Origin of the sequence: Rhodobacter capsulatus SB 1003, from assembly GCF_000021865.1 — a bacterium.
Taxonomy (GTDB): domain Bacteria; phylum Pseudomonadota; class Alphaproteobacteria; order Rhodobacterales; family Rhodobacteraceae; genus Rhodobacter; species Rhodobacter capsulatus_B.
The window spans coordinates 1,564,887-1,584,537 of sequence record NC_014034.1; the positions used below are offsets into that span (position 1 = coordinate 1,564,887).

The 19,651-nt window shown below is 66.2% G+C and carries 16 protein-coding genes; 10 read left to right on the forward strand and 6 right to left on the reverse strand.

Features of this window, described 5'->3' with window-relative positions; translation table 11 throughout:
• The first annotated feature begins 79 nt into the window (after positions 1-79).
• Together RCAP_RS07175 and ispG are read left to right on the forward strand one after the other, a co-directional pair.
• On the forward strand, positions 80-1,306 hold the full coding sequence (locus RCAP_RS07175; RefSeq protein WP_013067172.1) for a helix-turn-helix domain-containing protein: 1,227 nt from the start codon (positions 80-82) through the stop codon (positions 1,304-1,306).
• Positions 1,307-1,389: 83 nt separating this feature from the next.
• On the forward strand, positions 1,390-2,511 hold the full coding sequence (gene ispG, locus RCAP_RS07180) for a flavodoxin-dependent (E)-4-hydroxy-3-methylbut-2-enyl-diphosphate synthase (protein WP_013067173.1): 1,122 nt from the start codon (positions 1,390-1,392) through the stop codon (positions 2,509-2,511).
• Positions 2,512-2,565: 54 nt separating this feature from the next.
• Here the strand turns inward: ispG and serS are convergent, their stop codons facing one another.
• The gene (gene serS / locus RCAP_RS07185; protein WP_013067174.1) at positions 2,566-3,855 is read right to left on the reverse strand and encodes a serine--tRNA ligase; all 1,290 of its coding nucleotides are present in this window, start codon (positions 3,853-3,855) and stop codon (positions 2,566-2,568) included.
• Positions 3,856-4,259: 404 nt separating this feature from the next.
• On the opposite strand from serS, the gene RCAP_RS07190 reads away from it, so the two are divergent.
• Together RCAP_RS07190 and RCAP_RS07195 are read left to right on the forward strand one after the other, a co-directional pair.
• Positions 4,260-5,237, forward strand: a complete 978-nt coding sequence (locus RCAP_RS07190) for an efflux RND transporter periplasmic adaptor subunit (protein ID WP_013067175.1) — start codon at positions 4,260-4,262, stop codon at positions 5,235-5,237.
• A complete protein-coding gene (locus tag RCAP_RS07195; protein WP_013067176.1) occupies positions 5,230-8,448 on the forward strand; it encodes an efflux RND transporter permease subunit in 3,219 nt (1,072 codons plus the stop codon). The genes RCAP_RS07190 and RCAP_RS07195 overlap by 8 nt, the downstream gene beginning before the upstream one ends.
• Before the next feature lie 497 nt (positions 8,449-8,945).
• On the opposite strand, the gene RCAP_RS07200 is transcribed toward RCAP_RS07195, so the two are convergent.
• A complete protein-coding gene (locus RCAP_RS07200; protein ID WP_013067177.1) occupies positions 8,946-9,320 on the reverse strand; it encodes an ArsR/SmtB family transcription factor in 375 nt (124 codons plus the stop codon).
• Positions 9,321-9,436: 116 nt separating this feature from the next.
• Positions 9,437-9,565, reverse strand: coding sequence for a hypothetical protein (locus tag RCAP_RS20040; RefSeq protein ID WP_023911294.1), 129 nt, complete (start codon positions 9,563-9,565; stop codon positions 9,437-9,439).
• Positions 9,566-9,743: 178 nt separating this feature from the next.
• Here RCAP_RS20040 and RCAP_RS07205 point away from each other — a divergent pair, with 178 nt between their 5' ends.
• Complete coding sequence (locus tag RCAP_RS07205) at positions 9,744-10,712, forward strand: magnesium transporter CorA family protein (protein WP_013067178.1); 969 nt, start codon at positions 9,744-9,746, stop codon at positions 10,710-10,712.
• A 172-nt stretch (positions 10,713-10,884) separates the two neighbouring features.
• Here RCAP_RS07205 and RCAP_RS07210 read toward each other — a convergent pair whose 3' ends face one another.
• From RCAP_RS07210 to RCAP_RS07220, 3 genes are read right to left on the reverse strand one after another with little or no spacing between them, the layout of a single operon-like run.
• A complete protein-coding gene (locus RCAP_RS07210; RefSeq protein ID WP_013067179.1) occupies positions 10,885-11,460 on the reverse strand; it encodes a retropepsin-like aspartic protease family protein in 576 nt (191 codons plus the stop codon).
• A 41-nt stretch (positions 11,461-11,501) separates the two neighbouring features.
• On the reverse strand, positions 11,502-12,134 hold the full coding sequence (locus RCAP_RS07215; protein WP_013067180.1) for a MarC family protein: 633 nt from the start codon (positions 12,132-12,134) through the stop codon (positions 11,502-11,504).
• Between the two features lie 48 nt (positions 12,135-12,182).
• The gene (locus RCAP_RS07220) at positions 12,183-12,542 is read right to left on the reverse strand and encodes a helix-turn-helix transcriptional regulator (protein WP_013067181.1); all 360 of its coding nucleotides are present in this window, start codon (positions 12,540-12,542) and stop codon (positions 12,183-12,185) included.
• Between the two features lie 155 nt (positions 12,543-12,697).
• Between RCAP_RS07220 and tatA the strand changes: the two genes are divergently transcribed.
• The 5 genes from tatA (at position 12,698) to RCAP_RS07245 (ending at position 19,538) form a co-directional block, all read left to right on the forward strand.
• A complete protein-coding gene (tatA, locus tag RCAP_RS07225) occupies positions 12,698-12,904 on the forward strand; it encodes a twin-arginine translocase TatA/TatE family subunit (RefSeq protein ID WP_013067182.1) in 207 nt (68 codons plus the stop codon).
• A gap of 24 nt (positions 12,905-12,928) precedes the next feature.
• A complete protein-coding gene (gene tatB, locus RCAP_RS07230) occupies positions 12,929-13,399 on the forward strand; it encodes a Sec-independent protein translocase protein TatB (protein ID WP_013067183.1) in 471 nt (156 codons plus the stop codon).
• A complete protein-coding gene (gene tatC, locus RCAP_RS07235) occupies positions 13,396-14,244 on the forward strand; it encodes a twin-arginine translocase subunit TatC (RefSeq protein WP_013067184.1) in 849 nt (282 codons plus the stop codon). Before tatB ends, tatC begins: the two co-directional genes overlap by 4 nt.
• Positions 14,241-15,080, forward strand: coding sequence for an ATP-binding protein (locus tag RCAP_RS07240; protein ID WP_013067185.1), 840 nt, complete (start codon positions 14,241-14,243; stop codon positions 15,078-15,080). Before tatC ends, RCAP_RS07240 begins: the two co-directional genes overlap by 4 nt.
• A gap of 783 nt (positions 15,081-15,863) precedes the next feature.
• On the forward strand, positions 15,864-19,538 hold the full coding sequence (locus RCAP_RS07245) for a vitamin B12-dependent ribonucleotide reductase (protein WP_013067186.1): 3,675 nt from the start codon (positions 15,864-15,866) through the stop codon (positions 19,536-19,538).
• Positions 19,539-19,651: the final 113 nt, after the last annotated feature.

Sequence of the window (19,651 nt, forward strand, 5' to 3'; positions counted from 1 at the left end):
GATTATGCTAGGGATTCGTCAAGAATTCGGGACCGACAGGTTCGAATCGGACAAACCACACCGAGGGCGGGACAGGCAGATGATCAGGTGGAAGGGCAAACCTTCGACGCAGGTTGAGGCCGCGCAAAAAGGCTTTGACGACTTCGACATGAAGCTTGGCGACATGCTTCGCGGCGAACGTGCGACCCTGTCGAAATCGCTGCTTGATGTGCAGCGCGAGCTGCGCATCAAGGCGGTCTATATTGCCGCCATCGAAAATTGCGACCCCAGCGCTTTCGAAAGCCCCTCCTTCATCGCGGGCTTCGTGCGGTCTTATGCGCGCTATCTGGGGCTGGACCCGGACTGGGCCTTTGACCGCTTCTGCAAGGAATCGGGCTTTACCCCCACGCATGGCCTGGCCGCTGCCGCCTCGGGGCCGAAAGCACCGCGGCGCACCGCCGATCTGGCCAGCTCGCTGGCCAATCCCAATGCCTCCTTCATCCCGAAACAGGCGCCGATCTGGACCAAGATCGACCCGCGCGCGGTGGGTTCGCTGGCCGTCGTGGTGATGGTCGCGGGCGGCATCGGCTATGGCGCCTGGTCGGTGCTGCAGGAAGTGCAGCGCGTGCAGCTGACCCCGGTCGAACAGGCCCCGGGCGTGGTGGCCGAGATTGACCCGCTGCAGCCCGTCGCCCCGGTCGAGATGGCCTCGGCCGCCGATGTCCTGCCCGCCGACGTGTTGCCCGATGCCGCCACCGAAGAGGCCTTTGACCGGCTTTACCGCCCCGCCGCGCTGGAAACCCCGGTGCTGATCGCCCGCGACGGTCCGATTGCCGCGATCGACCCGCGCGAGGCAGGTGTGCTGCCCGGCACGGCGCAGGCGATGACCAGCGCGCCGATGGTTCTGGCCGAGGCCGGGCCGACCCCGGCCGAGCCCGGTCAGCTGCCGGTCGTGCATGCGCTGGGCGCCGAACCCGCCGAGGTCGAGGTGCTGGCGGTGCGGCCGTCCTGGGTGCGGATCACCGCCTCGGACGGGTCGGTGATCTTCGAAAAGGTGATGGATGCGGGCGAGCGTTTCGCCGTGCCGAAGCTGGAAGAGCCGCCGAAGCTGCGCACCGGGGAATCGGGCGCGATCTATTTTGCGGTGAACGGCGTCGCGCATGGGCCGGTGGGCTCGAAGGGCGCGGTGACGAAGAATGTCGAGCTGTCGGCGCAGGCTTTGGGCACGGCCTATGCCGTGGCCGACATGGCCGCCGATGGCGATCTGGCGAAGATGGTCGCGGTGGCCGATGCCTCCTCGGTCGTGCCGGGAACGCCCGAGCAGTAACAGTCTTTCGAACGCGACAAAGCGGCCGTTGCCCTTGGGCGACGGCTGACCTATTTGTGGGGCAGCTGAACGGAGGCCTTCCCATGTCGCTCAATCCCCATCGTCCGTGGCGGAACATCACCCGCCGTCCCTCGCGCCAGATCTGGGTCGGCAAGGTGCCGGTGGGCGGCGATGCGCCGATCTCGGTGCAGACGATGACCAACACCATCACCTCGGATGTCACCGCGACGCTGGGGCAGGTGCTGCGGGCGGCCGATGTGGGCGCCGACATCGTCCGGGTCTCGGTCCCCGATGAGGATGCGACCCGGGCACTGAAGGAAATCTGCCGCGAAAGCCCGGTGCCGATCGTGGCCGACATCCATTTCCACTACAAGCGCGCGATCGAGGCGGCCGAGGCGGGCGCGGCCTGTCTGCGCATCAACCCGGGCAATATCGGCGATGCGGCCCGCGTGCGTGAGGTGATCAAGGCCGCCAAGGATCACGGCTGCTCGATGCGGATCGGGGTCAATGCCGGGTCGCTGGAAAAGCACCTTCTGGACAAATACGGCGAGCCCTGCCCGGAGGCGATGCTCGAAAGCGGTCTCGATCATATCAAGATCCTGCAGGACAACGATTTCCACGAATTCAAGATCTCGGTGAAGGCCTCGGACGTGTTTCTGGCCGCGGCGGCCTATACGGCGCTGGCCGAGGCCACCGATGCGCCGATCCATCTGGGCATCACCGAAGCCGGGGGCCTGATGGCGGGCACGGTGAAATCGGCGGTGGGGCTGGGCAATCTGCTTTGGGCCGGGATCGGCGACACGATCCGCGTCAGCCTTTCGGCCGATCCGGTCGAAGAGGTCAAGGTCGGCTACGAGATCCTGAAATCGCTGGGCCTGCGCACCCGCGGCGTGCAGATCATTTCCTGCCCCAGCTGCGCGCGGCAGGGTTTCGACGTGATCAAGACCGTCGATGCGCTGGAAAAACGCCTTGAGCATATCAAGACGCCGATGAGCCTTTCGATCATCGGTTGCGTGGTGAACGGCCCGGGCGAGGCGCTGATGACCGATATCGGCTTCACCGGCGGCGGCGCGGGGTCGGGGATGGTCTATCTGGCGGGCAAGCAAAGCCACCGGCTGTCGAACGAGCAGATGATCGACGAGATCGTGCGGATGGTCGAGGATCGCGCGGCGCAGATCGCGGCCGAGGAACAGGCGGCGGAATGACCCCCGCCTGAAGGGCCTTCACGGCGCGTCCCGAAAGGGGCGCGCCGTTGCGTTTCAGACCAGCGCGCCGTTCACCAGACGGGTCTTGCCGCCCAGATAGGGATGCAGCACGGCGGGCAGGGTGACGGACCCGTCCTCTTGCTGGCCGTTTTCCAGCACCGCGATCAGGCAGCGCCCGACGGCGAGACCCGAGCCGTTCAGCGTCGCGACGAAGTCGGGTTTGCCGCCCGCGGCGGGCTTGTAGCGCCCGTTCATCCGCCGCGACTGGAATTGCCCGCAGGTCGAGACCGAGGAAATCTCGCGGAAGCAGTTCTGCCCCGGCAGCCAGACTTCAAGGTCATAGGTCTTTTGCGACCCGAACCCCATGTCGCCGGTGCACAGAACGATGCGCCGATAGGGCAGGCCAAGCGCCTCCAGCACGGCTTCGGCGCAGCCGGTCATCCGTTCGTGTTCGGCCAGCGCATCCTCGGGGCGGCAGATCGTCACCATCTCGACCTTCTCGAACTGGTGCTGGCGCAGCATCCCCGCCGTGTCCTTGCCCGCCGAGCCCGCCTCCGAGCGGAAGCAGTTCGTATGCGCTGTCATCCGGCAGGGCAGGGCGGCCTCGTCCCAGATCTCATTCGCGATGAAGTTGGTCAGCGTCACCTCGGCGGTCGGGATCATCCACCAGCCATCGGTGGTCGCATAGCTGTCCTCGGCGAATTTCGGCAGCTGCCCGGTGCCCAGCATCGCCTCGGCGCGGACCAGAACCGGGGTGATCGCCTCGGTCAGGCCGTGGCTGTCGACATGCAGATCGAGCATGAATTGCGCCAAAGCGCGATGCACGCGGGCGACGCCTGCGCGCAGCACAACGAAGCGCGCGCCCGAAAGCTTCGCCGCGGTTTCGAAATCCATCGCCTTGGCCACGGCGGAAAGCTGATAATGTTCAAGGGCTTTGAAAGCGAAGCTCGGGATCGTGCCCCAGCGCTTCACCTCGACATTGCCCGCCTCGTCGGCGCCTTCGGGCACCTCGGGCAGCGGCGCGTTCGGAATCAGCATCAGCCTGTCGCGCAGCTCGGCATCCAGCCGCCCGGCCTCGGCTTGCATCGCCGCCACTTCGGATTTCTTTTCCGCCACCAGCGCCCGCAGCCGTTCGAATTCGGCCTCGTCGCCCTTGGCCTTGGCGGCGCCGACCTCTTTCGCGGCGGCATTTTGCGCCGCCTGCGCGGTCTCGGCGGCCAGGATCGCGGCGCGGCGCCGCTCGTCCAGCGCCAGCACCTCGGCCGAGAGCGGCGGCAGGCTGCGGCGGGCCAGATCGGCGTCGAATTGGGCGGGGTTGTCGCGGATCGCGCGGATGTCGTGCATGGGGCTCACCTGTCGCAAGGGGTTGGCTTCGCGTTTAGCACAATTGCGACCCGAGAAAAGCCCCGCCCGCGTTTCGGCGCCGCCCTGGCGATGCTCTCTCTGGCCAAGGCCATCGCCTTGGCCATGCGGGGCCGTGATCCCGGGACCGCCCGAGTGCCCAAAGCACTCGGGCAGCGCCCGTCCCGCCCCTGGCGGGCGCTTCTCGCCCGCCGGGCCGGGCGCTGCCCTCTGTCGTGCTTGCGGAAACGGTCCCGGGGCAGGCGGTGCACGGGCGGGCGGGGAAACGCGGATCGCGTTCCGGTCCGCCGCACCCTGCCGCGGCTTTTCGGAAGATTTACGGTTTGACATATTCACAACTCGGAATGTAAATGGATCGGACAGGCTGGCAAAAGGGAGATGCCGCGATGAAAGCTTTCGTCCTTGTCCTGGCGCTTTGCGCGCTGGGGCTGCCGCGACTGGCCCTGGCCGAGGCCGCCTTTGCCGTGGCGCCGACCGAGGTTACCGACTGGAAGACCGTCTATGGCCAGATCGCGGCCAAGGACATGATCCCGGCGCGGGCGCGGCTGGGGGGCACGCTGGTGTCGCTGAGCGTGACCGAGGGCGATCTGGTCACCGCCGGGCAGGAACTCGGCAAGGTCGTCGATGCGAAGATCGCCTTTCAGATCAATGCCATCGACGCGCAGATTGCGGCGCTGGAAAGCCAGCTTGCGAATGCGCGCGCCGATCTGACCCGGGGCGAGGCGCTGAAGGCGCGCGGCGTGATGACGGCGCAGGCCTATGACGCGCTGCGGACGCAGGTCAGCGTTCTGACCCAGCAGATCGAGGCGCAAAAGGCCTCGCGGCAGGTGACGGAACAGCAGGCGACCGAAGGCGCGGTGCTGGCGCCGATCGCGGGGCGGGTGCTGGAGGTGCCGGTTGCGCGCGGCGCGGTGGTGATGGCGGGGGAAACCGTGGCGACGGTGGGCGGCGGCGGGGTGTTCCTGCGGCTTTCCGTGCCCGAACGGTTCGCGGCCACGCTGCATGCGGGCGATGCGATCACCATCGAGACCGGGGGGGCCTCGGTCGCGGGGACCCTGGCCAAGGTCTATCCGACGATTGCCGGAGGGCGTGTCAATGCCGATGTCGAAGTGCCTGATCTGAAATCGGATTTCGTGGGTGAACGGGTGCTGGTCAAGCTGCCCTTGGCGCGTCGTCAGGCCTTCATCGTGCCCGCGCGCCTGTTGCACACCCGCTCGGGGCTGGATTTCCTGCGCGTCCGGGCCGCCGATGCGGTGACCGAGCGCGCGGTGGTTCCCGGCCCGAAACAGGTGATCGACGGGGTGGAGATGGTCGAGATCGTCTCGGGCCTCTCGGGTGGCGAGGAGGTTCTGGGCGATGAATGATCCGCGCGAAGACGATCTGCCCACCGCGGGGCTCGGGCTTGCGGGCCGTCTGACCCGGGGCTTCATCGGCTCGGCGCTGACGCCCCTGTTCGTGCTGGCGGCGCTGGCTGTCGGGCTGGTGGCGCTTGGCGCGCTCCCGCGCGAGGAAGAGCCGCAGATCTCGGTTCCGATGGTCGATATCCATCTTCAGGCGCCGGGCCTGAAGGCGGAAGATGCGATGAAGCTTGTGACCGAGCCGATGGAGACGATCATCACCTCGATCAACGAGGTGGAACATGTCTACAGCCAGACGAATGACGATGCCGCGCTGGTGATGGCGCGGTTCATCGTCGGCACCTCGTCGGATGCGGCGATCCTGCGCGTGCATGAAAAGGTCAAGGCGAACCTTGACCGCATTCCCAAGGGCATCCCCGAGCCGATCATCGTCGGGCGCGGCATCGACGATGTGGCGATCATGTCGCTGACGCTCTCGGCCAGGCCCGGCAGTCCGATCGGCGCGGCCGATCTGACGCGGATTGCGCGCGAATTGCAGACCGAGGTGACAAAGATCGAGAACGTCGGCCTGACCTATCTCGTCGGAGAGGCGCGCGAGGTGATCCGCATCGCCCCCGACCCGGAGCGGCTGGCGCTTTACGGCATCACGCTGCAACAGCTTTCCGCCAAGGTCGAACAGGCGAACCGCAGCTTTTCGACCGGCCGCTTGCGTGATCAGGGCCAGCAGATCGACCTTGTGGCGGGCAAGACGCTGACCGCGCCCGCCGAGATCGCCGGGCTTTTGCTGACCGCCCGCGATGGCCGCCCCGTCTATGTCGCCGATGTGGCCGATGTCGCCTATGTGCCCGATACGTCGGAACATCTGGTGGCCAATGTCACCCGCGCGGGCGATCAGCTGACCCGCTCCCCCGCCGTCACGCTGGCCATCGCCAAACGCGCCGGGGCGAATGCGGTGATCGTGGGCGAAAAGATCCACGAGCGGCTGGCGGAGCTGGAAGGCAGCCTGATCCCCGAAAGCGTCGATCTGGCCTTTACCCGCGATTATGGCGAGACGGCGAATGAAAAGGCCAACGAGCTGCTGTTCCATCTGGGGCTGGCCACCATTTCCATCATCGCGCTGGTGTTCTTTGCCATCGGCGGCCGCGAAAGCATCGTCGTCGCCATCGTCATTCCGGTGACGATCCTTTTGACGCTCTTCGCCGCCAATGCGATGGGCTTCACGCTGAACCGGGTCAGTCTCTTCGCGCTGATCTTTTCCATCGGGATTCTGGTCGACGACGCCATCGTGGTGATCGAGAATATCGCCCGGCACTGGGCGATGCCGGGGCCGGGAAGCCGCGTGCGCAAGGCCATCGAGGCGGTGGCCGAGGTCGGCAACCCGACCATCGTCGCCACGCTGACCGTGGTCGCGGCGCTGTTGCCGATGCTGGCGGTGGCGGGGCTGATGGGGCCCTACATGTCGCCCATCCCCGCGGTCGCCTCGGCGGCGATGGTGTTTTCGTTCTTCGTCGCGGTGATCATCACCCCCTGGCTGATGGTGAAGATCGCGGGCCGGGCCGACATGTCGGGCCATGAGGGCGGCGCCCATGCCCATGGCGGCAAATTGGGCGCGCTCTATGCCCGCGTGGCGCGGCCGGTGCTGGCCACGAAACGCGCGTCCTGGGCGTTCTTGCTGGCCACCATCGTGCTGTCCTTCGGCTCGCTCGGTCTGCTTTACACCAAGGATGTCACGGTCAAGCTTCTCCCCTTCGACAACAAGTCGGAGCTGAGCGTGGTGATCGACCTGCCCGAGGGCTCCTCGGTCGAGGCGACGGATGCGGTGGCGCAGCAGGTGGCGGCGGCGGTGACGCGCCTGCCCGAGGTGATCTCGGTGCAGACCCATGCGGGCACGGCCTCGCCCTTCAACTTCAACGGGTTGGTGCGCCATTACTATCTGCGCGGCAGGCCCTGGGAAGGCGATGTGCAGATCAACCTGGCGGGCAAGGACGCGCGCGACCGCACCAGCCACGAAATCGCGCTTCAGGTCCGCCAGATCGTGACCGCCCTGCCGGTGCCCGCGGGGACCGTGCTGAAGACGGTCGAGCCGCCCCCCGGCCCCCCCGTCATCGCGACGCTTCTGGCCGAGGTCTATGGCCCCGATGCCGAAACCCGGCGTGCGGCGGCGGGGCAGATCGAGACGGCCTTCCGCTCCGTCCCCTTCGTCGTCGATGTGGACACGAGCTTTGGCGAACAGGCGCGCAGGCTGCGCGCGACGATCGACCCCGACAATCTCGATTTCTACGCGGTCGAGGAAAGCGATGTCTTTGACACGCTTGGGCTTTTGAACGGCCAGACCACGGTCGGCTATTCGCATCGTGGTGCGGAACGGATGCCCTTGCCGATCGTGATGGAACGGGCCAAGGGCGCGAAGGTGATGGATGCGGCGACGCTCTCCACCCCCATTCCCGCCAATCTTCTGCCCGGGGCGCGCGGGGTGGTCGAACTGGGCGATGTCGTCACGGTGACGCCGGAAACGACCAGTTTCCCGATCTTTCGCCACAACGGCCGCGCCGCTGAGATGGTGACGGCAGAGCTTGCGGGCACGTTCGAGGCACCGCTTTACGGCATGCTGGCGGTGGGCGAGGCGATCGAGGCGATGGACTGGGCCCCGGGCACGAAGCCCGAGATCAGCCTGCATGGCCAGCCCGAGGATGAAAGCCATGTGACGCTGCTTTGGGACGGCGAGTGGGAGGTGACCTGGGTGACCTTCCGCGACATGGGCGGCGCCTTCGGCATCGCGCTTGTGGGCATCTACATTCTGGTGGTGGCGCAGTTCGGCTCGTTCCGGCTGCCGCTGGTGGTGCTGACGCCGGTGCCGCTGACGTTCCTTGGCATCATGCTGGGTCACATGATGTTTTCGGCGCCGTTTTCCGCCACCTCGATGATCGGCTTCATCGCGCTGGCGGGGATCATCGTGCGAAACTCGATCCTGCTGGTCGATTTCATCCGCCACGCGGATCGGACGGGCAAGACCGAGATCGAGATCCTGATCGAGGCGGGGGCGATCCGGTTCAAGCCGATCCTGCTCACCGCGGTGGCGGCGATGATCGGGGCGGCGGTGATCCTGTTCGACCCGATCTTTCAGGGGCTCGCCATTTCGCTTTTGTTCGGGCTGCTCAGCTCGACGCTGCTGACGGTTCTGGTGATCCCGGCGATCTATCGCATCTTCAAGACCTGAGGGCCCCGAAAGCGCCCCCGGGCCCCGGGGGCGCCGGGTTTCCCGACTGCGACACTCAGACATCCGGGGCAAAAGACATGCGACGGAATGTCGCAGACGAATTTTGTTCCGACTCTCGCGCAAAGGCGTAACGTGGTCTTGTCGCACGCAGGCGATGTCATCATGGAGGCTTGATAGATATGAAGAATCTTGATCCGGTTTCTGTTTTGACGCTGATGCTGCAGGCTGCTTCCCTGCGGTGACAGGCTGACGCCTGACCGGTTTGTACAAGTCTCGAGGTTCGGAAAGACGGCGCGTCAACTGCGCATGGGGCGTTCCATGCAGGCGTGAGGGTGGTCGATTCGGCCGGACAGCAAATGCGGTGAAAGCTCGGCAATGCCGTCTGCGGCTTGGCGAAAAGACAGTTTCCCGGATACGTCCGACACAGGGGGCCGATCCCGGCGACGGGGTTGGCCTTTTCCTTTGCCCGTGCCGTTCGGGGGCGGGTGCCGCGCGTTTCAGTCGCCCGAGCAGAACTGCTCGTAGACCGTCTGCACCACGCGGGCGGCGCGCGGATCGGAGAGCGAATAATAGATCGTCTTGCCCTCGCGACGGCTTTGCACCAGCCCCTCGAGCCGCAGCCGCGCCAGTTGCTGGCTGACCGCCGCCTGCCGCGTGGACAGCCGGGTTTCCAGCTCGGTCACCGATTTCTCGCCCGAGGCGAGATAGCACATGATCATCAACCGGCCTTCGTGCGCCAGCGCCTTGAGCAGGTTCGAGGCCGCCCGCGCCCGTGTCGCCATTTCCTCGGCGTCCAGCGCCGCGCAGCGCTCGTCCGTGTCGGACCCCATTTCGGGATCGAAATCGTCTTGCGGGTCTTGGGCAGTATCCATTGCCAAGTCGGCTTCCTCGTGCTCGCGGGTCGGGGCATCGGACGGGCATAGCACGGCTGCGGCGCGGAATCGAGAGCGGCGTGGGGGCAGGGGGCCCGGATCAGGTGTCGAACGGATCAGGCTTGAAGCGGATTTCGGGCGGCGGCGCGGGCGGCAAGCGCGCGGCGCAGACGGCTGCCCGCCTCGCGCAGCGCCACGAACAGGATGAAGCCGACCGCAAGCGCGTCGAAACCGGGGAAGTCCATCTGATCCCTGCCTTAGCTGTGAAGTCCCGCCCGTGGTGCGGCATGATTGTGGCGCAACCGGGGCGCGGGTGGGGAATAACCGCGTCACGCCGCGCCGCGCGGGGGCTTGACCGCGACGGCGCGGCGCGGCTTTGTGGGGCGGACCCGCCATCCCGGCGGCCCCATCCTGCGAGGGCGCATGCTGCACGCCTACAAGCCGCTGCCGCGCGGGCTCGCCCGCCTTGGCCAGCAAAGCCCGACCGAGATCGGCGCCGATCTGGAACAGGCGTTCTGGATCGATCTTTACCGTCCGCTCGACAGCCAGGTGGTGGCGGTGGCGGCGCTGGGCGTCGAGGTGCCGACGCTGGCCGACATGGAAGAGATCGAGATCTCGAACCGGCTTTACCGCGAGGAGGGGGTGGATGTGATGACCGTGGTGCTGCCCGGTCACACGCCCTCGGGCGAGCATATTTCCGGGCCGGTCAGCTTCATCCTGTCGTCCGCGCGGCTGGTGACGGTGCGCCACCACGCGCCGCGCAGCTTTGCCACCTATCCCGAACGGGCCGAGCGCACGACCGCGGGCTGCCGCACGCCCGAGCGGATCTTTCTGGGGCTGATCGAGGAAATCGTCGCGCGGCAGGCCGATCTGCTGGAGGCGGCGGGCAAGACGCTGGATCAGGTGTCGGCGCGGGTGCTGGGCCAGGCGCGGCCGATGGAGCTGAAGGCGGCGCTGGGCGAGGTGGGCAAGCAGGGCGAGCTTCTGGGTCACATCCGGCTGGCGCTTTTGACGCTGGAGCGGGCCTTGTCCTTTTATGATCAGACGCTTGCCACGCATCCGCAGGGGGGCGAGCTGCGCCCTCTCGCCAAGGCGCTGATGCGCGACATCACGGCGCTGGCGGTGCATAACGACTATCTGTCCTCGCGGGTGTCGCTGACCGTCGATGCGACGCTGGGCATGATCAACCTGGCGCAGAACAACACCGTGCGGATCCTGTCGGTGGTGACGGCGCTGTTCCTGCCGCCGACGCTGATCGCCTCGGCCTATGGGATGAACTTCGCCAACATGCCGGAACTGAGCCAGCCCTGGGGCTATCCTTTCGCGCTGGCGCTGATGGTGGCCTCGGCCTTTCTGTCCTGGGCCTTCTTCAAATGGAAGGACTGGCTTTAGGGCTTGCGCCCTCGCGCGGCTCGGGCGCCCGGAACGCGGCCATTTGCGGCGCCCGCACCCCCCGCCTGCGGGGGACGATGTCCCCCGCGCCCCCTTGCGTATTTGCGCCAAGAAGAAACCCCTGCCGTTTCTTCTTGGCATAAATACGCCCCTTGCGACGGCGCCGCCGGGGCTAGCGTTCGAGGATCATCCGGCGGTCGTCGAACTGCACCTTGCCGAAGCGGGTCAGGTAGCTCATGCCCAGAAGCGAGCCCTCCATGACGCCGCGATTGACCACCGCCGCCACGTCGCGGTCGGTGAAGGGGCCGACGCTGAGACTGTCGAGCCGCACCGGCGCCGTGGCCACCTCGCCATTCGCGGTGAAGGCGCGGCCGATATAGGCGAGCGCGCCGGTGTCGATGCCCGCCCGCTCCGCATCCGCGCGGCTGAGCACGATCTGCGAGGCGCCGGTGTCGATGACGAAATCGATCGTGGCGCCGTTCACTTGCGCCTGCAGGTAATAATGCCCGTCCGCGCGCAGCGGCAGCTCGATCCGGCCCGATTGCGTCACCGTCTGCGCGGGCAGGATCGCGGCGCGGACATCGGGCCAGATCCCCGCCACGGCGACCACGCCCAGAAAGATCAGCGCCCAGATCATCAGCTGTTGCAGCGCCTGTCCGGGGCGGCGGCGCAGCGCCGCGACCAGATAGCCGCCGATCGCCAGAAGCAGCAGAAGATAATAGATCACACGCGGGATATCGGGGTCCATGGTGCCTCCTGCCCCCGATGTAGGGGCGCAAGGCCGCCCTGTCACCCCCCGAACGAAGCGGCGATGATCCCCGCCCCGCGCAGCCCGTCGAGGATGAACTGCACCGCCAGCGCGGCGAGCAGCATCCCCAGAAGCCGCGTCACCACCATCGTTCCGGTCCGCCCCAGCGCGCGCTCGAGCGGCGTGGCGAGCAGGAACAGCACGAAGACGCAGGCCAGCACCAGCGCCATCACTGCCATCACCGCCGCCAGATGCAGCCCGCCCGTGCCAGATCCCGCCAGAAGGATCATCGTCGCCATCGCCCCGGGCCCCGCCAGCAGCGGCGTGGCCAGCGGAAAGACCGAAGGATCGGGGGCATGCGGCTCGGCCGATTGCCCCTCGCGGCGCTGGGTGCGGCGCTCGAACAGCATGTCCAGCGCGGTCAGGAACAGAAGCACCCCGCCCGCGATGCGAAAGGCGGGCATCGAAATGCCGATGCCGCGCAGCAGTGCATCGCCGAAAAGCCCGAAGGCGGTCAGCAGGATCGCGGCAATGACCAGCGCGCGGATGCCCACGGTGCGGCGCATGCCGGCGCTCATCCCCTGCGTCAGCGCAAGGAAAAGCGGCACGAGGCCGATCGGATCGACCACGACGAAAAGGGTGACGAAGGCGGTGACGAATTCAGGCGTGTTCATGACGGCGACCCTAGCCGGTTGCGCGGGCGCACGCCAGTGGCGGCCAGATCAGAGCGGGGTGTCCTCCTCGGGGTCGGGGGGCATCACGGCGCGGATCTTCGCGGCGAGCGTGCGCGCCCCCGCCGCGATGCGCGTGTCGGCATGCGCCCCCGCCAGCCGCAACAGATGGTGCAGCGCCGCCATCTCGTCTTGCGTCAGCACCAGCGGCGGCAGCGCCACCGGGCGGCGCAGGATGTAGCCCACGCCGCGTTCGCCCTCGATCGGCACGCCGTAATCGACAAGCTTGGCCATGTCGCGCCAGATCGTGCGCTCCGACACCCCGAGTCGCGCCGCCACGTCGCGCGCCCGGAGCAACTCGCCGTCGCGCAGGAGCATCAGGATTTGTTCGAACCTTTCGTTGCGTGTCATCGTCCCTCCGGGGGGCAGGATCGCACATCCGGGCGCAACTGACAAATAACTGTCAGTAATCCCGCGGCAGGGCGGGGGCTGCGGCGGGATTGAACCTTGTCAGCCGGGCGGGCTGCGGGAAAGATCGCCCAAACCCCGTGATATGGAGAAATGACATGCAAATGGGTCCCTGGCAGCTGCTCTTGATCGCCGTCGTCGTTCTGGTGCTGTTCGGTCGCGGCAAGGTCTCTTCGCTGATGGGCGAAGTGGGCAAGGGCATCACCGCCTTCAAGAAAGGCGTGAGCGAAGGCACCAAGGAGATCGAGGAGGCCGCCGCCGAGCCGAAAGCCACCGAGACGACCCCCGACAAGGACAAGGTCTGATCCCTGACCAAAGGCGGATAACGCATGTTCGACATCGGCTGGAGCGAGCTTCTGCTCATCGGCATCGTCGCCCTCATCGTGGTGGGTCCGCAGGACCTGCCGCGGATGTTTCAGGCGCTGGGGCGGCTGACGGCCAAGGCCAAGCGTCTGGGCCGGGAATTCACCGCCGCGATGGAAGAGGCGGCGCGGGACACCGGCGTCAAGGAGGCGGCGGACAGTCTGAGCGACCTGAAATCGATGACCACCAAGAAGGGTCTGGGCATCGACGCGCTGGAACGCGCCACCGAGCGGTTCGAGAAATGGGATCCGAATCTGCCCAAGCAGGCGGCGACGGCGGGGGCGACGGCGGCGCTGACGCCCGACCCGGAGCTTGCGGCCGATCTTGACGCGGCCGATCTGGACGCGGCCGAGCTGGCGCCCGAGCCGGAGGTGGAGCCTGAGATGCGGGCGAAACCCGCGGTGAAACGTGCCGAAGGGCCGGGAGGGTCCGCATGACGGCCGATCATATCGACGAGACCGCAGCGCCGCTGATCGAGCATCTGGCAGAGCTGCGCACGCGCATTCTATATGCGCTTTCCGCCTATGTGGTGGCGGTGGTGCTGTGCTACATCATCTGGCATCCGGTCTTCACCTTCCTGACGCATCCGATCTGCGAGGCGCTTGCCGCGCGCGGGCAGGCCTGTCAGCTCTCGCTGATCAAGCTGCAGGAGGGTTTCTTCGTCGCGATCAACATCGCGATGCTGGGCGGCTTCGCGCTGGCCTTCCCGATGATCGGCTTCCAGCTTTGGCGCTTTGTCGCGCCCGGGCTTTACCGTAATGAAAAGCGGGCCTTCCTGCCCTTCCTGATCGCCTCGCCGGTGATGTTCTTCGTGGGCGCGGCCTTTTGCTATTACATCATCCTGCCGATGGCCTTCAGCTTCTTTCTGGGCTTCCAGATGGGCGATGTGGTGGCGGGGGCCGATGCGAGCGATCCAGCCAACCAGATGGCGGTGATCGGCTTCACCGGCTCGATGGAGGAATATCTGAAGCTGACGACGAAATTCGTCATGGCCTTCGGGATCTGCTTCCAGATGCCGGTGGCGCTGACGCTTCTGGGCAAGGCGGGGCTGGTCTCGGCCCAGGCGCTGGCCTCGGTGCGCAAATACGCGGTCGTCGCCATGCTGACGGTCTCGGCGATCGTGACGCCGCCCGACGTGATGTCGCAGGTGATCATGTTCGCGGTGATCTATCCGCTTTACGAGGGCTCGATCTTCCTTGTCCGGCGGATCGAGAAGAAGCGCGAGGCGCAGATGCGCGCCGAGGGCACCTGGATCGACGACGACGAGGACGACGAAGCATGACCGATCCCCTGACGCGGATTGCCGAGGCGCTGGAGCGCCTTGCGCCTGCGCCCGCGCCCGCCCCCGAGTTTTCGGGGGCGGATGCGTTTTTGTGGCACTCTGCCCCCGACCGGCTGGAGCCGGTGGCCGAGGTGTCGCGCATCGATCTGGGCCTTTTGCGCGACATCGACCGGGCGCGGGACACGCTTTTGGCCAATACGCTGCAATTCGCCCGCGGCGCGGCGGCGAACAATGCGCTGTTGTGGGGCGCGCGCGGGATGGGGAAATCCTCGCTCGTCAAGGCCGTGCATGCCGAGGTGCTGCGCCGGGGGCTGGGGCTGAAACTGGTCGAACTCTCGCGCGAGGATCTGCCCTCGGTCGGGCGGCTGCTGGGCCTGCTGCGCGCCGCGCCCGCACAGCGCTTCGTGCTCTTTTGCGACGATCTGAGCTTCAGCCATGACGATCAGCATTACAAGTCGCTGAAAGCGGTGCTCGATGGCGGCATCGCGGGGCGGCCCGCGAATGTGATCTTTTACGCCACCTCGAACCGGCGCCATCTGATGCCGCGCGACATGATCGAGAACGAACGCTCGACCGCGATCAACCCCTCCGAGGCGGTCGAGGAAAAGGTCTCGCTCTCGGATCGATTCGGGCTCTGGCTGGGGTTCCATCCCTGCGATCAGGACGCCTATTTCGCGATGATCGAGGGCTATGTGGCGGCCTATGGGCTGAACGTCGACCCCGAGGGGCTGCGCGCCGAGGCGGTGGAATGGTATCGCACCCGCGGCTCGCGCTCGGGCCGGGTGGCCTGGCAGTTCTTCACCGATCTGGCAGGGCGGCACGGGCTGGCGCTGTGACGCCGGGCGGGGCGGGGCTGGAAAGCTGCGCCCCGCGGGTGGAAGGAAACTTGCCAGCCCTTGCGCCCCGTTGGGGCAGTGCAAAGGCCGCTTTCGCGGCCCTCTCCGGCGCCCGATCCCGGGCGCCGAGCTTTCGGGGCGTGGCCGCCGGGACCGGCCCCGGTTGCGTCCGGCGCCGATTTACCCCCCAGATCTGGTAGGCCCGACCGCCCCGAACGGGCAGGGCCGCGCGGCTTGCGGATACTAGCCGTAGCGAATCCCCCCATTAAGATTCCTTAAAAATTCCTTAACAATTTCCGCCCTTTTGCCGCCTGTGGCGCGGTTTTGTCCACAACCGGCCCGCAGGCGGCGCGGCGGGCGGTTTTTGACCGAAGTTCTCCACAAGATATGGGGGGGCTGTGGAGAAGTGGCAGAGTCGTCCCCGCCGCGACGGGTAATTCTGCCCAAAGCAAAGGAAATTCGGCCCTTGGGGTGCATGCGGCCGAAACCGGGGCAATGTGGAAGAATCTGCGCGCAGCTTTTGCACGCCGCCGTCAAGCGGGATTCTCGCCGAAAAATAATGAAAATTACGTTGACGATGCCGAGGGGACGCGGCAGGTTGTGGGCTGTCGGCGGCAGGCCTACCAGATATAGTGGGTTTGCGGCGGCAAGACAGCCAAGCAGAATGGTCCGCCCGTCAGGGTCAGACCCGGCCTCGGGGCAAGCGCGCGCGCCCCCCGGGTTGGCGGTTTTGCTTCCGCTTGCGGAGGTCGATGCAAGAAACGGGAAGGGCAGGACCGGCAGATGAAGATCGAGCGCAAGTTCACCACGGTCGAGGGCGGCGCCTACGGGGCGATGACCTTCACCACCACCACCTCGGAAATCCGCAATCCCGATGGCAAGGTGGTGTTCCGCAACGAGGCCGTCGAAGTCCCCGAGGGCTTCAGCCAGGTGGCCTCGGATGTGATCGCGCAGAAATACTTCCGCAAGGCGGGCGTTCCGGCGGCGCTGAAACGCGTCAAGGAAAAGGGCGTGCCCGAATTCCTGTGGCGCTCCGTTCCCGACACTGCCGCGCTGGAAAACCTGCCCGAAGATCAGCGCTTTGTCGGCGAAACCTCGGCCAAGCAGGTGTTCGACCGGATGGCCGGGGCCTGGGCCTATTGGGGCTGGAAGGGCGGCTATTTCACCACCGAAGACGACGCCCGCGCCTATTATGACGAGCTGCGCCACATGCTGGCCGCGCAGATGGCCGCGCCCAACAGCCCGCAATGGTTCAACACCGGCCTGCACTGGGCCTATGGCATCGACGGCCCGTCGCAGGGGCATTACTATGTCGATTACGCCACCGGCGTGCTGACGAAATCCGCCTCGGCCTATGAACATCCGCAGCCGCATGCCTGTTTCATCCAGTCCGTCCGCGACGATCTGGTGGGCGAGGGCGGCATCATGGACCTCTGGGTCCGGGAAGCGCGTCTGTTCAAATACGGCTCGGGCACCGGCACCAACTTTTCCAGCCTGCGCGCCGAGGGCGAGCGGCTGTCGGGCGGCGGCAAGTCCTCGGGCCTGATGGGGTTCCTGAAGATCGGCGACCGCGCCGCGGGGGCGATCAAATCGGGCGGCACCACGCGGCGCGCCGCGAAGATGGTGATCTGCGACATGGATCACCCCGATATCGAGGAATTCATCAACTGGAAGGTCATCGAAGAACAGAAGGTCGCCTCGCTGGTGGCCGGTTCCAAGATGCACGAGCGCGAGCTGAACAAGATCTTCGAGGCGATCCGCGCCTTTGACGGCTCCGACGAAGGCCGCACCGATCCGGCCGTGAACGTGGCCCTGAAAGCCGCGATCCGGTCCGCGAAAAAGGCGATGATCCCGGAAACCTACATCAACCGCGTGCTGCAATATGCGCGGCAGGGGTTCAGCTCGATCGAATTCCCGACCTATGACACCGATTGGGATTCGGATGCCTATATCTCGGTCTCGGGGCAGAATTCGAACAACTCGGTGCGCGTCACCGATGCTTTCCTCAAGGCGGTCAAGGACGACGCCAATTGGGAACTTTTGCGCCGCACCGATGGCTCGGTGGCCAAGGTCGTCAAGGCGCGCGATCTGTGGGATCAGGTCGGCCATGCCGCCTGGGCCTGCGCCGATCCCGGCATCCAGTTCCATGACACGGTGAACGCCTGGCACACCTGCCCCGAGGACGGGCCGATCCGGGGCTCGAACCCGTGCTCGGAATACATGTTCCTGGATGACACGGCCTGCAACCTTGCCTCGCTCAACCTGCTGACCTTCTACACGGGGGGCGAATTCGACGCCGAGGCCTATGTCCATGCCACCCGGCTCTGGACGATGACGCTGGAAATCTCGGTTCTGATGGCGCAATTCCCGTCGAAGGAAATCGCGCAGCGCAGCTATGATTTCCGCACCCTGGGGCTGGGCTATGCCAATATCGGCGGCCTTCTGATGACCATGGGCCTGGGCTATGACAGCGACGAGGGCCGCGCACTTTGCGGCGCGCTGAGTGCGATCATGACCGGGATCAGCTATGCCACCTCGGCCGAGATGGCGGCGGAACTGGGGCCGTTCCCGGGCTATGCGAAGAACCGCGCGCACATGCTGCGGGTGATCCGCAACCACCGCACCGCGGCGCATGGCAAGTCGAAGGGCTACGAGGGGCTGGAGGTGCCGCCGGTGCCGCTCGATCTGGCCAATTGCCCCGATGACCGGCTGCTGCGTCTGGCGCGCATGGCCTGGGACGAGGCGCTGCGTCTGGGCGAGGAACACGGCTTCCGCAACGCGCAGGTCTCGGTGATCGCGCCCACGGGTACCATCGGTCTGGTGATGGATTGCGACACGACCGGGATCGAGCCCGATTTCGCGCTGGTGAAGTTCAAGAAACTGGCGGGCGGCGGCTATTTCAAGATCATCAACCGCTCGGTGCCCGCGGCTTTGGAAACGCTGGGTTACGGCTCGGCGCAGATCGCGGAAATCATCGCCTATGCGGTGGGCCACGGGTCCCTGGGCAATTGCCCCGGCATCAATCCCACGGCGCTGATCGGCCATGGTTTCGGCCCGCGCGAGATCGAAAAGATCGAAGCCGCGCTGCCCTCGGCCTTCGACATCCGTTTCGTCTTCAACCAATGGACGCTGGGCGAGGAGTTCTGCACCAAGACGCTGGGCATCCCGGCCGAGAAACTGGCCGATCCGACCTTTGACCTTTTGCGCCATCTGGGCTTCAGCAAGGCGCAGATCGATGCGGCGAACGATCATGTCTGCGGGACGATGACGCTGGAAGGCGCCCCCTTTCTGCGCCCCGAGCATTACGTCGTCTTCGACTGCGCCAACACCTGCGGCAAGCGCGGCAAGCGCTATCTGTCGGTCGAAAGCCACATCCGCATGATGGCGGCGGCGCAATCGTTCATCTCGGGCGCGATCTCGAAGACGATCAACATGGCCAATACCGCCACGATCGAGGATGTGAAGGCGGCCTACGAACTGTCCTGGTCGCTGGGCATCAAGGCCAATGCGCTTTATCGCGACGGCTCGAAGCTTTCGCAACCGCTCGCCTCGGCCCTGGTCGAGGATGACGAGGAGGCCGAGGAAATCCTCGCCACCGGCAGCCAACAGGAAAAGGCCGCCGTTCTGGCCGAAAAGATCGTCGAAAAGATCGTGGTCAAGGAGATCGTGCGCTCGCACCGCGAGAAGCTGCCCGATCGCCGCAAGGGCTATACGCAAAAGGCCGTCGTGGGGGGCCACAAGGTCTATCTGCGCACCGGCGAATATGCCGATGGCTCCTTGGGCGAGATCTTCATCGACATGCACAAGGAAGGCGCGGGCTTCCGCGCGATGATGAACAATTTCGCCATCGCCGTGTCCGTGGGCCTGCAATATGGCGTGCCGCTGGAGGAATTCGTCGACGCCTTCACCTTCACCAAATTCGAGCCCGCGGGCATGGTGCAGGGCAATGACAGCATCAAGAACGCCACCTCGATCCTCGATTACGTCTTCCGCGAACTGGCGGTGAGCTATCTCGACCGCACCGATCTGGCGCATATCAAGCCGCAGGGCACGATGTTCGACGATCTGGGCGGCGGGCAGAACGAGGGCAAGCGCAATGTCGAGCCGGTGAGCGAGTCGGCGGCGTCTAAATCGCTTGAAGTGCTGCGGCAGATTTCCTCGACCGGCTATCTGCGCAAGCGTCTGCCGCAGGAGCTGGTGGTGCTGCGCGGCGGTGCGGGGACGCAGCTTGATCCGATGGCGGCGCTGAACACGCTGGTGCCCGAAACCGCGCTGGCGGTGGGGGCGGGGGTCTCGACCGCGCTTTCGTCGGGCGTGGTGGCGCTTGACGCCCGCGCCAAGGCGAAGATGCAGGGCTACGAGGGCGAGGCCTGCGGCGAATGCGGCAACTACACGCTGGTGCGCAACGGCACCTGCATGAAGTGCAACACCTGCGGCGCCACCAGCGGCTGCAGCTGAGAGATTGAGGGTTGGGGCGCAAAGGTTGCAGCTTTGCGCCCCGGCTTTCCGGCGGGATGGTAGGCACACCGCTGGATTACCAAATCTCGGCCCTCCCGGGTCGATGGCTTCGG

Coding starts and splice junctions, on each gene's coding strand:
- RCAP_RS07215 (WP_013067180.1), bottom strand. CDS start 12,134: ATGAACACGCCTGAATTCGTCACCGCCTTCGTCACCCTTTTCGTCGTG.
- ispG (WP_013067173.1), top strand. CDS start 1,390: ATGTCGCTCAATCCCCATCGTCCGTGGCGGAACATCACCCGCCGTCCC.
- tatC (WP_013067184.1), top strand. CDS start 13,396: ATGACGGCCGATCATATCGACGAGACCGCAGCGCCGCTGATCGAGCAT.
- RCAP_RS07175 (WP_013067172.1), top strand. CDS start 80: ATGATCAGGTGGAAGGGCAAACCTTCGACGCAGGTTGAGGCCGCGCAA.
- RCAP_RS07195 (WP_013067176.1), top strand. CDS start 5,230: ATGAATGATCCGCGCGAAGACGATCTGCCCACCGCGGGGCTCGGGCTT.
- tatB (WP_013067183.1), top strand. CDS start 12,929: ATGTTCGACATCGGCTGGAGCGAGCTTCTGCTCATCGGCATCGTCGCC.
- serS (WP_013067174.1), bottom strand. CDS start 3,855: ATGCACGACATCCGCGCGATCCGCGACAACCCCGCCCAATTCGACGCC.
- RCAP_RS07190 (WP_013067175.1), top strand. CDS start 4,260: ATGAAAGCTTTCGTCCTTGTCCTGGCGCTTTGCGCGCTGGGGCTGCCG.
- RCAP_RS07220 (WP_013067181.1), bottom strand. CDS start 12,542: ATGACACGCAACGAAAGGTTCGAACAAATCCTGATGCTCCTGCGCGAC.
- RCAP_RS07205 (WP_013067178.1), top strand. CDS start 9,744: ATGCTGCACGCCTACAAGCCGCTGCCGCGCGGGCTCGCCCGCCTTGGC.
- tatA (WP_013067182.1), top strand. CDS start 12,698: ATGCAAATGGGTCCCTGGCAGCTGCTCTTGATCGCCGTCGTCGTTCTG.
- RCAP_RS07245 (WP_013067186.1), top strand. CDS start 15,864: ATGAAGATCGAGCGCAAGTTCACCACGGTCGAGGGCGGCGCCTACGGG.
- RCAP_RS07200 (WP_013067177.1), bottom strand. CDS start 9,320: ATGGATACTGCCCAAGACCCGCAAGACGATTTCGATCCCGAAATGGGG.
- RCAP_RS07210 (WP_013067179.1), bottom strand. CDS start 11,460: ATGGACCCCGATATCCCGCGTGTGATCTATTATCTTCTGCTGCTTCTG.
- RCAP_RS20040 (WP_023911294.1), bottom strand. CDS start 9,565: ATGGACTTCCCCGGTTTCGACGCGCTTGCGGTCGGCTTCATCCTGTTC.
- RCAP_RS07240 (WP_013067185.1), top strand. CDS start 14,241: ATGACCGATCCCCTGACGCGGATTGCCGAGGCGCTGGAGCGCCTTGCG.